9 protein-coding genes are annotated in these 15,874 nt (G+C 40.5%); all 9 read right to left on the bottom strand.

Annotated features, from left to right (window positions below; translation table 11 throughout):
* Positions 1 to 14: 14 nt before the first annotated feature.
* Positions 15 to 2,183 (bottom strand): penicillin-binding protein, encoded by a 2,169-nt coding sequence (locus DWX23_RS13180; RefSeq protein ID WP_122374825.1) that lies wholly within the window; start codon positions 2,181 to 2,183, stop codon positions 15 to 17.
* A 2-nt stretch (positions 2,184 to 2,185) separates the two neighbouring features.
* Positions 2,186 to 2,539 carry an FtsL-like putative cell division protein gene (locus DWX23_RS13175; RefSeq protein ID WP_009859918.1) on the bottom strand — a complete coding sequence of 118 codons (354 nt, stop codon included), beginning with the start codon at positions 2,537 to 2,539 and terminating at the stop codon, positions 2,186 to 2,188.
* Positions 2,540 to 2,581: 42 nt separating this feature from the next.
* A complete protein-coding gene (rsmH, locus tag DWX23_RS13170; protein WP_122374824.1) occupies positions 2,582 to 3,499 on the bottom strand; it encodes a 16S rRNA (cytosine(1402)-N(4))-methyltransferase RsmH in 918 nt (305 codons plus the stop codon).
* Positions 3,500 to 3,994: 495 nt separating this feature from the next.
* Entirely contained in the window at positions 3,995 to 5,998 is a 2,004-nt protein-coding gene (locus tag DWX23_RS13165) for a hypothetical protein (RefSeq protein ID WP_122374823.1), read from the bottom strand.
* Between the two features lie 76 nt (positions 5,999 to 6,074).
* A complete protein-coding gene (locus DWX23_RS13160; RefSeq protein WP_122374822.1) occupies positions 6,075 to 8,711 on the bottom strand; it encodes a glycoside hydrolase family 3 C-terminal domain-containing protein in 2,637 nt (878 codons plus the stop codon).
* 80 nt (positions 8,712 to 8,791) lie between these two features.
* Positions 8,792 to 10,489 (bottom strand): RagB/SusD family nutrient uptake outer membrane protein, encoded by a 1,698-nt coding sequence (locus DWX23_RS13155; RefSeq protein WP_122351863.1) that lies wholly within the window; start codon positions 10,487 to 10,489, stop codon positions 8,792 to 8,794.
* A gap of 12 nt (positions 10,490 to 10,501) precedes the next feature.
* Entirely contained in the window at positions 10,502 to 13,744 is a 3,243-nt protein-coding gene (locus DWX23_RS13150) for a TonB-dependent receptor (RefSeq protein WP_233587600.1), read from the bottom strand.
* 388 nt (positions 13,745 to 14,132) lie between these two features.
* Positions 14,133 to 15,170 carry a FecR domain-containing protein gene (locus tag DWX23_RS13145; RefSeq protein WP_122374820.1) on the bottom strand — a complete coding sequence of 346 codons (1,038 nt, stop codon included), beginning with the start codon at positions 15,168 to 15,170 and terminating at the stop codon, positions 14,133 to 14,135.
* 63 nt (positions 15,171 to 15,233) lie between these two features.
* Positions 15,234 to 15,812: an RNA polymerase sigma-70 factor gene (locus tag DWX23_RS13140; protein ID WP_122374819.1), complete on the bottom strand. Its 579-nt coding sequence runs from the start codon at positions 15,810 to 15,812 to the stop codon at positions 15,234 to 15,236.
* Between the last annotated feature and the right edge of the window lie 62 nt (positions 15,813 to 15,874).

Genomic DNA, 15,874 nt, shown 5'->3' with positions numbered 1-15,874 from the left:
AACCTGTCCTTCTATTATTTTAATGTTAAGCGGATGGACTGTCCTTTGGCAATCCGCGTTCCCGGTCCCATCGACTGGGAGGAAACTCGTCCCATTCCATCCAATACCACTCGTAAACCTGCACTTTCAAGCAAGTAGACAGCATCTTTCGCTCCCATGCCGATCACATTCGGAACCAGTCCTTCACGGATCGTCAGATCACGCAGATGAAGTTCTTCATCTCCTTCTTCCCGCTTAGAGGTCACCCATTTTGTTTCCAGGCTATCCGTGTTTGCACTGACATCGAGCTTACCCAATACATTTTCCAACGCATCCAGATTACCATTCTTTGCCGCCGGCAGCATAACTGCCAACGAATCGCGTTCCATATCGCGCACGTCGAACGACATATGGCTGGCATAGACTTTCTCGGCAATGGCCTTCACTACGCCTCCGGACATCGTACCCCCTGAAGGATAACCGATACGCGGACGGCGGATCACAACAATACAGGAATACTTTGGTTCATCGGCCGGGAAATATCCGCAGAAAGCAACCTGGTGACCGCTCGTACGGTAAACACCGCCGGATGCGATCTGTGCCGTACCTGTCTTTCCCGCGATACGGATAATATCCGAATGCACGGCTTTACCTGTTCCCTGCTCAACCACACCCAACAACATATCCTTGATAATAGCCAGTGTGTTGTCGGAACAGATCGACGATTTCAGGACTTCCGTCGAGAAACTCTGCACCGTCTTACCATTGTGCATGATCTCTTTGGTAAACATCGGGCGCACCATCTTACCACCGTTCGCTATGGCATTGAAAAATGTCAGCGTATAGATCGGAGGTATCTGCGTTTCGTATCCGAACGACATCCAGGGCAACGTAGTCTTCGACCAATATAAAGTGGTATCATTCGGCATACGTATCTTGGCACGTCCGGCTCCCGGTATTTCCAGGTTCAGCGGGATGGTCAGACCTAATTTATACAGGCCCTCCACATATTTAGTCGGGTTCTTTTCGTATCCTTTCAGAATGATCTTGGCAACACCGATATTCGATGAATACCAGATCGCCTGTTCTGCCGAGATACGACCGTAACCACCTTTGTTCATATTATGGTCGGTCATGCGGGCTCCTTTATACATATAAACACCCTTACCGACATCCACCGTATCGCTCGGCTGGCAGACGCCATCTTCCAACGCCACCATCATAGAAGCGACCTTAAAAGTAGAGCCCGGCTCTATCTCATCAGCCACAGCATGGTTTTTCGTTTCGGCATAAGCACCTTCACGGATACGCCCCATATTGGTTATTGCCTTTATCTCGCCTGTGGAAACTTCCATCACTACAGCTGTTCCCGATTCGGCATCGATCTTCTTCAACATATCGACCAATGACTTCTCGGTTATATCCTGGATATTAATATCTATCGTCGTACGGATATCCATACCGTCCACCGGCTCCACCTCAACGACATTCGTCCAACCGCCACCTACACGACGTACCGAACTCAAACCGGCTTCGCCCCGGAGCAACGAATCGTATTGCAACTCCAGACCATTCTTTCCCTTGGTCATACCTCCGGCTTCAATTTCACCATAGATATCTCCGATCGTACGGGAAGCCAGTGTACCGAACGGCTTCTGACGCTGCACCATTTCCTTGGTATAGAATCCGCTTTTGTACCGGCTTAAACGAAGGAACGGATATTTCTTCATCTCTTTCAGGTCGGTATAAGAAGCACGGCCTTCATAGACGGGATACTGGCGGCTTTTACTTTTCAGTCCGCGAAGCAGATGAGCCTTATATCCGGCCGGTGTCCGGTTTTTGAATTTCCGGGATAAATAGACCGACAAAGAATCGACTCCGTTCACCTTCGAACTCAGGAACGTATCGACAGAAAATCCATCGGCCCGGAAGTCTATATAGGTATAGTAACGAGGCACACTGGTAGCCATCAGCTTTCCATCGGAAGAATAGATGTTTCCGCGTCCGGGCAATATCAGACGGTTCGGGCGTTTCTGGCTTTCTGCCACTTTTTCCCATTTCTCCTTTTCCACGAAAGCTGTATCAAACGTGCGTAGCAATATTCCAACCGCTATAAGCCCCAACAACAGCACGACAATAAAGTAACAGAATAATATACGGTTACTCTTCGGGGCAGTTTCTATTGGTTCGATCTCTTCAGCCATATTTATTTGTATAATTCATACGGCGGAGTTTTGGCTCCTTCCAGTTCAATACCTTGTTCTTCAATCAATAATTCAACTTGCGACTGGCGGCTGTTCCCCGTCAGTTCCGATGAGATGGACAATGCCTCAAAACGTATGTCGCGCAGACGTTGTTGCAGGCGGTCGATCTCACGTAGTTTTTGCATGCAGGTGTAGCGGTTTCCGATAAAGAAGAATATCATTATCACAACAAGCACGATCATCCGTGTGTGTTTAACGATAAAATCCTCATTCAGGATACCACCGCCCAGCACATACAAAAGAGAAAGACGTTTCTCTTTTTTCTTCGACTTTTTACGTTGTTGTTTTTCCTCCATAACCCCTATATTAGTTGACAGTCGACCAGCAACTGCACCTGTCTACTTTTTCTCTGCAATTCTCAATTTGGCACTTCTCGAACGGGGGTTTCTTTCAATCTCCTCGTCGGAAGGCACAATCACTTTATTGTTTACCATACGAAATGGCGTTTGTACATTTCCGAAAAAGTCTTGCTCGCTTTTTCCTTCAAAGTTTCCTGTTTTCAGGAAATTCTTTACCAGCCTGTCTTCCAGTGAATGGTAAGTGATTACAACCAAACGTCCGCCGGGCTTTAATACCTGCAGGGTTTGTTGCAGCATTTCTTTCAAGGCACGCATTTCGTCGTTCACCTCGATGCGAAGTGCCTGGAATGCCTGTGCCAAAAACTTTTTCTCTTTGTCTTTTCCGGTGAAGGGCTTAACCAACTCCAGGAAGTCACCGATCGTTTCTATTTTCTTGTTTTCACGCGCTCTGACGATCAACGAAGCCAACCTGCGGGCCACTTTCAGTTCGCCGTACAGGTAAAAAACATCTGCCAACGCTTCTTCCGTATAGGTGTTGACGATATCGGCAGCCGTCTGACCGGCACGGGTGTTCATACGCATATCCAATGCCCCGTCGAAACGAAAAGAGAATCCGCGGTCTTTATCATCGAAATGATGAGAGGAGACACCCAGGTCGGCTAACAGTCCGTCGACTTCACCATCCACGCCATGATAGCGCATAAAATTATATAAATAACGAAAATTACTGCGGACAAACACAAAACGGGGATCATCAGGAATATTATGTTCGGCGTCGGCATCCTGGTCAAATCCGTAAAGTTCGCTATCGCTATCCATCCGTTTCAGGATTTCACGCGAATGTCCTCCTCCTCCGAAAGTCACATCAACATAGATGCCCCCTTCTTGAATATTCAGACCTTTCACGCTTTCATCGAGCATCACCGGTACATGATAGCTGTTCTCTTTCTCTTCCATTTTATGTCTTACATGTTAAACTTTCCCTTAAACAAAAGCACCGTACTTCGTTGGCAACTGGCACTTTACTCTATTTGTGGGTAAAATTAAACATTTATCAAATTACCTTCCAAGAAATATAAGAGAAAAGTACAAAAAAGTTATCAACAGGTAGGAGATTTTACTTTTCTCTTGATAGAAAAGTAAGCAAAAAGTCAAGGGGGCACCGGCTTCGCTCAAACAACACAGCCTCCGGACACTCCGTCTTTCCCCTTCGCTTCACGCTCTCACCCACTGATGCCATTCATAGAACGCGCTGCGTTCTATGAAGATGGCCGATACCGACAGGGTAGTTATGTAACCGATGTGTAATTCCGTAATGGGTTGAACAGGGAATAAAATACAATTTCCTCCTTAGGAAACCAGAGTTTCCTCGGGAGGAAATTACAGTTCCCCGCGCAGGGAACTCCAGTTTCCTTAACATGAAACTACGAGGAAACTGTAATAAATTAATAATCAGTCCAGTTTCACAGAAATAACTTCTCCTTCTTTTATAGCCTTATGAAGCAGTGTTTTCCCTTCTGATTTGACAGTAACAACCGGCTTTCCATTCTCACGGATCACTTCAATATCGAATGTTGCATTGAATGCTTTTATTTTACGCAAGCTCATCTTATCCCACTCTGCCGGTAAACGCGGAGTAAAGGTGAAAGATTTCAATCCTGTCGGACGAATACCGAACATTCCTTCCGTAACGATACGGCAATATAAACCGCTTTCCGCAGAAAGATGGCGTTGGCTTCCTTCCGGCCATGCTTCGATGGCATAAGGGACATGATCTCCCAGCAGGCGACGGTTAGAATAGAACTTTAAGTATTCCGTTGCTTTTTCCGTTGCTCCGCAGGCATACACTCCCCTCAAAGCGTAAAGGGTTGAACGATCCCAGAAAGTCTCGCTTCCCGCCTGGGTCAGCAAGCCGTTTTCAGTCCACAGACGAGGAGAGAAAAGAGCATTAATCGTACCTTCTTTACGATCAAAGATCCCGACAGTCAAAGGAATACAAATCCATGAACGAAGAATATCATTTCCTTCATAATATTGATAAGTATCGAATCCTTCGACTTTAGCACCGAAATAGTCTTCCATATTTTTACGAAGATCTTTTGCCTGCTTTCCGTAATCAGCCAAAACGGAAAATGGCTTTTGCAAGTCTTTTCCCAAATATACGGCAGAACATAAAGCATCATAATACAATGAAGAGGTGCAAAGATTGGCTTTTCCGGCAGGGAAACGCCCTTCCAGTTCATCCGAATCAGAGGCGACCACGCCTTGCTCATTCAGATTTCGACGACAATATTCCAGACACCATTCGATAAGGGGCCACAACTCTTCGGCTTCTGCCTTATCGCCTCTCGCCAAAGCATAACGGGAAGCCCCGTAAGCAACCATCGCAGCATCTCCACGGTCGCCGGCTCCTCCCCAAACGTCTATGCCTTCCGCGATGATCGAACTCGGTATTTTCTTATACTCCGGATTCATGAAACGGGCAAAGTGTTTAAATGAATTAAAGGCTGAACCATTCCCTACTTTATATCCCATATAAGGGAAGAAAGGATTGATATATTCAGCCTGGTCATTCGCCCAGATAGCAGCATAATAGGACTCTCCACCCGGTCCGTGCATGAATCCGCCTTTCGTATCGTAAATACTTTCTGCTCCACGTATCTTAGCGAAAGCAAACATTGTATTGACAACAGGGTCCGGTGTCTCCAGGATCAGGTTATCCCAAAAACCGGCAATAAGGTCTTTACGTGCCTGAAGTTCTTTTTCAATATCCGGTTTCAACTCCGTTTCTCCATTTTTATATCCGGTAATAGCGGCATAAAATACCAACTCCTCCTTGGGTTGGAGTTGCCTGGTTGCCCCTCCTATGATTTCCGAAACTAATTTATAGCTTCCGTCTACACCTTTTGTTGCCTCCGTATTCGTTACAGCACGCGATTCGGGGACTTCTACAACAAGAGGAGTTTCTCCCGTATTTCGTAAGATATATTTTTCATATACCGCTGGATTTGTCACGGCCGGAAAGATCACACGCGTCAGCTTTGCCTTTACATTACGCGACAACTCCACTGTACTTTCAACAGTCATTTTACCATCCAGCGTAATTTTATTCACTTTTTCCCCGGACAGCGATTGCCCGTTTACAGAGACCATATCCGAAGCGTTCCAGGCAAAACGACGCATCAAACTGGCATGCGTATTATTCGGCAAACTCCGCAGCATCGGCCAGATCAAACTCTTATTCAACTCGAAAGAGCCGTCTGCATTCACCCCGTAACGAAATACGGTCGAAACCTTCAAACCGCTCATTTCAATATGGTCATAATGAGGAATACGGTCTTTTATTTCCCATGAGATACTGCCGTCGGGGTTGATCGACCAACGGTTTTGAGCAATCAAAAAGCCAGAATTGAGAAAGGCTAAACAGAAAAACACAATAAAAAGAATTTTCTTCATACTTACATATTGTTATAAGGTGTAACTAAAAAAACTAACCAGTTAATCCTTACAAAGATAGTATTTCAGAGCATTCTTATTTATCTTCCTGCGCCAAAACTTCAAATTTAGTTTTAATACGATCATCAGCCGAAGAGTTTCCTACTATCAGCTCAAAAGATCCTGTATTTAATACAAATTCGTTATTTTGATTCCAATGAGATAAATCTTCCCGCGTCAAAGTAAAATAAATTGTCTTTTTCTCATTCTTTTCCAATGAAACACGTTCAAACCTTTTCAACTGTTTTAATGGCATTTGAGTATTTGATGTCATATCATGTATATAAAGCTGGACAACTTCTGCTCCCGCCCTCTTTCCTATATTCTTAATATCAACAGATACTTCCAGATTTTCATCCTTTCGAATTTTACTTTTACTCAATTGCAAATTGGCAATTTCAAACTCTGTATAGCTTAGACCATATCCAAAAGGATAAAGTGGAGGTTGCTTCAAATACATATAAGTCCTTCCTTTCGATATTTCATAATCATCAAAGGGAGGTAAATCCTTTATCGAATCATAGAAAGTCAATGGCAACTTTCCAGAGGGAGTATAATCTCCAAAAAGAATATCCGCAATAGCTGCACCTCCTTGTTCACCCGGATACCAGGCATCAATGATCGCCGGCACATGCTGATCAATCCAATTAATAGTCATAGAACTACCTGCCACAAGAACAACTATCGTCTTTGGATTTGCCTTATAAATTTCCTGTATGAATTTCATTTGATCAGCAGGTAAGTCCAAAGAAGTTCTGTCGCGTCCTTCTCTCTCATTCGTTTTATTTATGCCTAATACGGCAATAACGACATCACTCTTTCTTGCTATACTTTTCTCTTTTTTAAAGGCTTCTGTCCCGGATATTTCCAACAATTTCCATTTTAAGGCAGTATAAGCCTTATTGGCATCACAAACATATTCATATTTTATCGAATAATTATCCCCCGCTGTCAAATCCAACTCAATTCCGGAGTCGGTTTCTTTTGAATTCTGTTCAAGAAGAAGTCGTTCATTCAAATAAAATCGAGTGTTTCCCTTTGAACTTAAACCTAACTTATACTTCCCAGTTACCGGCACACTCAGGTTTCCGCACCAACGAACCGATATTTGCCCTTTGGGTATTAACGGGTTAGGAGGCTGATTCGCAGGATCAAACTGAATTAATTTATCAGTAGATTCCACTGGCGTTCCCCGAAAATCTATATTAGAATAATAAGATACTGTCAGGCCTTTCTCTGTTTTCCCGTTTTTTTCAAATGAAAAAAACTCTGTATTCACCGTTTCATATTCGATTGGATTTGTCACCCATGGTACATAACGAATATCAATATGGGCATCTGCCACTTTATCCTTAATACCTTGCAGAGGAGAAACAGGTTCATTCAACGGAGTACCACTGTAATCACCAAATTCTGCAACCCCGGCGTTTATCCCGAACACTGCCATACTTTTTATTTTCTTTTTATTCAAAGGTAAAAGGCCATTCGAGTTTTTTAAAAGAACAATCGATTGTCTCGCAGTTTCCAAAGCTAATTGCTGATGTTTTTCAGATCCTATCACAGAGGGTGATATTTGGGCATATAAATTCAAATCCGGATCATCGAAAATACCTAATTTAAAACGAGCCCTTAATACCCTGAATGCTGCCCTATCGATTTCTGACTCTGTCACAAGACCTTGCTCTAATGCCTTTGGTAAATAATCGGTAAAAATAAAGCATTCCGAACAATAACCGCCGCACTCCAAATCCAATCCGGCTTTTAAAGCTTTCTGTGCAGCCTCTTCCCTGGTTTCTACATAATGGTGATCTGAATAAAGAAAGCCCGGTGCTCCACAATCTGAAACTACATAACCATTAAATCCCCATTCGTTTCTTAGAACATCTGTCAGTAACCATTTATTCGCTGTACAAGGTATCCCATTTATTGCATTATAAGCACTCATAATAGATTCGGCCTTTCCTTCAGTAACCAAAGCCTTAAATGCTGGCAAATAATAAGATCTCAATGTCTGCTCCGATACTTCCATCTTACACTCAAAACGATTATGTTCCTCATTGTTTCCTGCAAAATGTTTCGGAGTAGATACTACTTTCAAATATCTAGGATCGTCACCTTGTAATCCTTTAACAAATGCAACTCCAATCCGGGATGTCAGATAACAATCCTCACCGTATGTCTCCGGGGTTCGTCCCCAACGGGGATCTCGTGCCATGTTTACTGTTGGAGACCAAAACGCCAATAAATCACTGAATTTACTTGTTTGCTTCTTCCCCTGTTCCAACTCATTCCATTTAGCACGTGCTTCATCTGAAATTGCAGTTGAGACATGATAGATCAGATCCGGATTCCAAGTTGCAGCCAAACCTATTGCCTGCGGAAACACAGTAAATTTCCCTGGCCTGACTACTCCGTGCAAGGCTTCATTTCCATGATCATACTTTGCAACTCCCAAACGTGGTATTGCCGGAGAGACTTCCCTTAACAACAGTATCTTCTCATTTGTAGTCATTTGAGACAACAAATCGTTTACCCGATTATCGATAGAGGCTTCCGGATCCTCAAATACATCTATTTTCCCATTCTGATTAAAATCAATCCATTTCTTTTCCTGAGAATAAGAATGAAGAGAGTAAATAAAAAAGAGAACAAACAAGAAGAATATTTTTTTCATAATATATTTACAGATTATATAGAAAATTGAGAATTAAAAACCTGATAGCATCCGGGTTATATCACCCGGATGCATTTAAATTATAATGTGATATCAGAACTTGTCCAACCCGGTGTTTGAGTTAAAACTCCATCTGACAAATCAATTTCAGATTGTGGAACTTGTAAGAAGCCGCCTGTTTCCTGAATCCGTTTGGTCAGATTATAGTTAATGACGGTCTCCACTCTATTATTTAAGACTTTTACTCCATTTTGATTTTTATCAATCTCTACACCGGCATTTTTTCCGTACCAACGTAACAAATCAAAATAACGATATCCTTCAAATGCCAGTTCAAAACGTCGCTCATTCTTCAAGATCTCAGGAGTATATCCACTAACCGGAGGTAGTTTCACCCTTTCACGAACCATGTTAATTCCCTTTGTCGTTTTAGTCAACTCTGAATGCATCAACAGAATATCAGCATACCTTAACAGAACCTGATCCTGAGTATTGATAAAACTATAATCATCAAGACCTCCAAACATCAATGTCGAATAACCTTTAAAACTCCGGGTCTCTTTATCCGTCCAGGCATTAACTGCAATATATTTCTTTTGCCAGAAACCGCCATCTTGCATTTGTTCCCAACCTCCATCTTCATACGACTCGATACCTTCCTCCGGATCTTTTACATCCACAACACTACCTTTACGCCTGATTGTATCATTTGGTTCATATTTAATCCAATCATCAATGAATCTGGGATTAACAGGTCCTTGTCCCCATCCCTGCCCAAACGGAAATACATTGGCATAACTTGACTGTCCTCTCAAACTCCAACACAAGGCGACCATATTTGCATAATCTTTATTGCTCCAATCTCCTTTTGTCCCGAATTTTATGGCAAATACTGTTTCTATATTATTATCATCGCCTACCCACGATAAGTTTTTACCTTGATTATAGACATAGTCTTCTCCGGTCAGTTGATTTGTATAAGGCCACATATTCCGAAATTCTTCTACTAACTGATGTCCGCTATTGTTCATACAATCTTCCAGATAAGCTATCACATCTGTATCAGACAATTCTCCACCGCCTGCTACAGGAAGTGAGGTTTGCCCATAATAACCCGTATAGAATAAAAACACACGTGCCAACATTCCTTCAGCCGCCCATTTAGTTGCATGTCCTAAATTTGATTTCAGTTGAGATGCATAACTGGTAGAAGGTAATAATTCTATGGCAGTTTTAAGATCAAATGCAATTTGTGCAAAAATTTCCGCAGCTGCAGTTCTAGGAATATTTACTGATTCAGAAGTCACCAACAATGGCACATCTCCAAACATTTTAGTCAATTCAAAATAGAAATAAGCCCGCATAAAATAAGTTTCGCCCGTCAATGTATTCTTTGAAGTCTCAGTTTCAAAAATGATTTGATCCATTGCCTCCAACAACTTATTTGCACGAAAAACACCTTGATAAAGCCGTATCCAGGTTTGTTGCTGCATATTCTCTGTCGATTTTTTCATTTGGTCCCATGCCTGTTGATTAAAATCGTTCGGACCACCTCCACCAAACCGGTCATCAGAAAGAATATCACCAATATAATAGGAAGAAAACTCCTGGCAAGTAGCCATAACATGATAACAAGATGCCAGCGACATATTTACATCCTTCTCTGTCAATGGAAAATTCTGATCATTCTTATTGGTATAATCTTTTGTATCAAGAAAATCATCACAAGATACTAAAGACACTACTATTAATAGAAATACTATATAATACTTTTTCATGGCTCTTTTATTTTAGAATTTAATATTAGCCCCTACTAATACGGTACGGGGGATCGGATAAAATCCACTATCAACACCTTTAGACCACCCTTCAGGTGCAGTACCAATCTCCGGATCGGATCCATAATAACCAGTAAATGTATAAAGATTCTGAACTGTCACATAGAATCTCGCCTGTTGCAAGGGCATCTTGGGAAAGAGTTTCTTAAAATCATACCCCAGCGTAACATTCTGTATACGAAGGAAATCTCCATTATCTATATAAATATCATTAAACTGCATAAAGTTAGGACTGGAGTCAGCTGTCAGACGCGGATATCGGTTCGAAGTGCCTTCACCATGCCATCTTCCTAACAGAACACTCGGATAATTTTCTTTATAATGATTGACTTTATGAAAAGATGAAGCAATCTGATTTCCAAAAACGCCATTTGCCGTAACAGAAAAATCAAAACCTTTATAACCCAGATTTATCGTTACTCCAAGATTCATGTTCGGATTAGGATCCCCTATCATTGTACGGTCTGCCATATCAATCACACCATCGTTATTCATATCTACAAATATCAGATCACCAGGAGCTGTTCCACTCAAGATAGCCCCTTTATAATTATCTATTTGTTCCTGATTCTGGAAAACACCCGCGGTTTTTAATCCGTAAAAATAACCAATCGGATATCCTACCTGAGCACGATAAATAGGAGGTTGTCCATCTCCAAAACCAGGATTTGTACCTTCTATTACACCTTCGGAATTTGCAATACGGGTAATTTTATTCTTGTTTACTGCCAGATTCGTGTTGATACCATAAGAAAAATCACCCACTGCATCATTCCAACTTAAGCTTAGTTCAATACCTTTATTAGTTATATCACCACCGTTAATAAACGGAGCCGCCGCCCCTTGTGAACCTAAAATAGGAGCCTGGACCAGCCAGTCTTTCGTTGTTTTACGATACCAATCGAAAACAACCCCCAGGCGACTATCCAAGAAACGTGCATCTAAACCCAAATCTAATTGTTCTGATCTTTCCCAGGTAATATCTTTATTCGGCAAAATACTAGGATAAGCTCCCGTTGTCCAAGCACTTTTATCTGCACCAAAGAAATAGTCAGATGCATTGAATGAATATGTGGCCAAGTATTGGAAAGGAGAGACAGCCTGATTACCGTTTTGTCCCCAGCTTGCACGTATTTTCATAAAATCCATCCACATTTTCGTATTCTCCATAAACGATTCGTTGCTCATAACCCAACCCAATGAAACAGAAGGGAAATACCCCCACCGATTGCCTCTGGCAAAATTGGAAGAACCGTCAGCTCTCAAAATAACAGAAGCCAGATACGTTTCTTTAAAATTATAATTAACACGTCCGAAGAAAGAAGATATTGCAGACTCACCAGCCGGACTTCCTTCTACAAGAGTCTTTCCTGGAACTATTGTTTTCACATTATTCAAATAAGCATATTCAAAGGAATCGAACAAAGATCCCATATTTTGTCCACTGACACTTTCTCCTAAACCGTGTTTTTCAATCGATTGACCCAATAAAGCTGAAATATTGTGCTCTTTAATAGTGAAATCATAAGAAATCGTATTTTCCCACTGAAAATTTCTACTTATTGTCTGATTTTGCTTTACAACATCTTCTGTTCTGAAATACCTGTCTCCCAAATTATAGGCAGGACCATAATACCTGTTAGAATATGCCCATAGAGAATATCCGGCATTACTTTTTATTATTAAATTCTTTATCGGTTGTATCTCTACAAATGCATTTATTTTCAAATCATGGCTAGTATTTTCCGTTAAAGCATTATTATAGTAATATTGTCCGATAGGATTTGCCCGGTCTGCATCAAGGACCATAGTTTTATGGAAATTACCATCCGGATCATATACCGGCATCAAAGGATTCCCAATCAGCATATTTCTAACATTACCGACTCCTCCGTTCTTCTTTTTATATGTATATAAAATATTTTCTCCGACTTTTACAATATCGAATTCGTTATTCTTGACAAGGGTATATTCCGTATTGGCACGGAAACTTATTCTATTATATTTCGCAGTTTCAGGTTCTCCATAAATACCTTCCTGAGACGAATAAGATACTCCTGTAGAATAAATAGATTGTTCAGTTCCACCTGAAATATTAACAGCATGATTGTGTACCGGGGCATTCTTATTTGTAAACTCTTTTAACCAATTCGTGCCTTTCCACCCGTTCTGCAAATCTTTCCATACATAATCTGGAACAAGCGTCGAATAGTCATTAGGAGTTATACCGACATTCGTTAACGATTCATTTTGTATTTCCATATATTGCTGCGCATCCAGTACATCCATATATTTAGCTACATTTTGTATACCAAAATATCCATCATAAGTAATTACAGGTTTACCTACCTTTCCACGTTTAGTCGTAATCAGAACTACACCATTTGCAGCTCTTGACCCATAAATAGCTGCAGATGCCGCATCTTTCAAAACATCAATAGATTCGATATCTGAAGCACTGATAGAATTCAAGTCGCCTCCAACAATCCCATTAATGATATACAACGGGCTGGCATCTCCAATCGTCCCCAAACCACGAATATTCACTTTATAGCCACCATCCGGTTCACCGGAAGTTGATGTAATAAAGACACCGGGGGTTTGACTTTGCATAGCTGTCAGCGGAGAGATAGTACTTAACTTTTGAATATCATCACCTTTAACCTGGACTGTGGCGCCCGTAACCAGTTTTTTCTTTTGGACACCATATCCCATCACGACAACTTCTTCCAAACTCTGTGAATCTTCAGTCAAAGTAATATTCAGCGTCGATTTACCTATAACTGGAATTTCCTGGGTATTATATCCTATATATGAGATCAGCAGAATAGCCTCATTGTTCACTTCAAGAGAAAAATTCCCGTTAACATCGGTAATTGTTCCATTCGTCGTTCCTTTTTCAACGACATTGGCACCAATTACCGAAATACCATTATTATCATTTACTTTTCCGGTAATTCTTCTCTTTTGCTGTTCTACTGTTTTGCTGCGCCCCAAAACGATCTGGCGGTCACTTACTGTGTAAACAACATCTGTTCCTTTGAAAAGAACATGCAGTACATTTGCAAGGCTTTCTTTATTCACTTCAATATTGACAGGTTTAGTCACATCTACCATCCTTTTATTATAAAGGAACCTATATTCTGTCTGCTCTTCTATTTCATTCAAAACATCCTCTATTGAGGCATTTTTCATCTTCAGCGATAAAGCGGAAACCTGTGAATGAATTTCAGATGCAAAAGATTGCAGTACACTACAAATCAATAAAAACAAGCATATTCTCATAATCAGAAAAGACTTAGAGGTTAATATTTGCTTTTTAATTTCTCTAATTGGAATTGAATACATATTTTTGTTGTGTTTAGTTAGAAAATAAGGTTATACAACACTCTTGTTCAGCTAGACTTGTGAAGGGAAGGTGTACGAGACCTTCCCTTTTTTGTCTGCCTTTTTGAATAGAAATTTACGAAAGTAGGTTCTCCATAGGCAATTATTTTTTAAGAATTAATAAAACAACTGGTCATTCAATTATAAGACGGATCATGAATAAAAAGCCACAATCCTAAACACGTTTTTTTTCATATTATTTTCTTTTATCCCCAAAAACGTCTATTTGCAACTTATCAAACTGGTTATCGGATGTTTTATTTCGACCATATTTTTTATATTGGATAGGGGCAGTCAGCTTCAATAAATTAAGGATTTCATCCAAAGACTCATCTTCAAATGTCGCTCTATATAATTGTTTTGCAATAGCTGAATCTTTGACTGTAATATTGACATTAAAGGTTTGGCCTATCTTTTTAAATACAAATTCCAGGGGATCGTCCCGGAATATCATTAATCCATCTTTCCATGCATACCATTTATAAGGATCGGTTTGCGTAATCAGACATTGCTTTGTCTGATTATTAAAAGAAGCGCGTTCTCCCGGTGTCATTGTAACAGGAGAGGAGTTTTCAAAAACTACATCTATTTTACCATTAACCATTGTAACAGCAGTGATAGAATCTTTAGTATATGCCTCTATATTGAAAGCTGTACCTGTAGCTCGTAAAGTCATTTGATCAGTTTTTACGACAAAAGGATTTTCTTTATCAGAGTGTACTTCAAAGTAGCCCTCACCGCTTAAGAAAACCTTCCTCTCCCCTTTTCGGAAGGTCAAAGGATATTTCAGGGAACTTCCTCCATTCAGCCATACATTGGTCCCATCAGGCAGACGTACTTCGGAAAAAGTTCCATGGGGAGATCTTACCTCCTGATACTCTATGATATCATACGTACTATTATCCTGATTCAGATATAAATAAGCACTAAGTACTAATAGAGGAATAATAAGAATAGCAGCTATACGTTGCCAATAGAGCAATATAGTATGAGGTATATTCCTCTTGGTGGCTGCAATATTTGCAATAATATTTTTTTCAGCTTCAAATACATTAATCTCAGAAGGGTTAAAGGCGGGATACACCACTTGCCAGACATTACGCATTTCCTGGAAATAACGATTATTATCAGGTGATTGTCTTACCCATTCTTCCAACTCACGACACTCTTCTACAGTCGCTTTTCCGGATAGATAAGCTGATATAATAAGTTGTATTTGGTCTTTATCTGTCATTTTTTCTCTTTTATAGTGTTAAGACGTGCAAGGAATCATTTTCCACATAGCTTATAACTTTTTTTATGGAATACAGAATGAAAGTAAAAGTACAAAGAAGTCTTTCAAATATTTCCGTAATAAATCCAATGTTTTACTGACGCGGACTTCCACCGTACGTTCAGATACATTCAGTTGCTCTGCAATTTCCCTGTATCTTAGACCTTCAAAACGATTCAGCATAAAGGCCTCCCGATATAAATCAGGCACTTTCTCGAGTGCACGATGTAAATGGTCAGATAAATCCGAATATAATATATAATTATCCGTATCATAAGAATCCAACATAGTACTCTCATATTCAGCCTCATGCTGACGGATGATTTCCAAATGCCGATATTCATCAAAACAACTGTTACGGACAGCCTTCAGCAAATAAGATTTTAAGGATGTTTCAATCTGTATATTTTTTCGGTCACGCCAAAGCTTCAGGAAGATCGATTGAACAATATCTTCACAAGAATCTTTGTCTTTTATAAAGTTTCCACAAAATAAGACTAGGTCAGTATAATAGGTCTGGAACAATAACGAGAAGGCCTCCTTACTGTCTTGCTTCAAAGCAGACAAAACAAAGTTCTCTTGTTGTTTTTCCAGTTTTCCCATATCGATTTTAAGAATTAACACTTTCTCTAGGGCAGCTAAATTAATTACATTTTTTTATTTTC

The sequence above is a fragment of the Parabacteroides sp. AF18-52 genome (genome assembly GCF_003479145.1).
Taxonomy (GTDB): Bacteria; Bacteroidota; Bacteroidia; order Bacteroidales; family Tannerellaceae; genus Parabacteroides; species Parabacteroides faecis.
The sequence above is the reverse complement of the archived record's forward strand: the minus strand, read 5'-3'. Positions and strand labels throughout refer to the sequence as shown.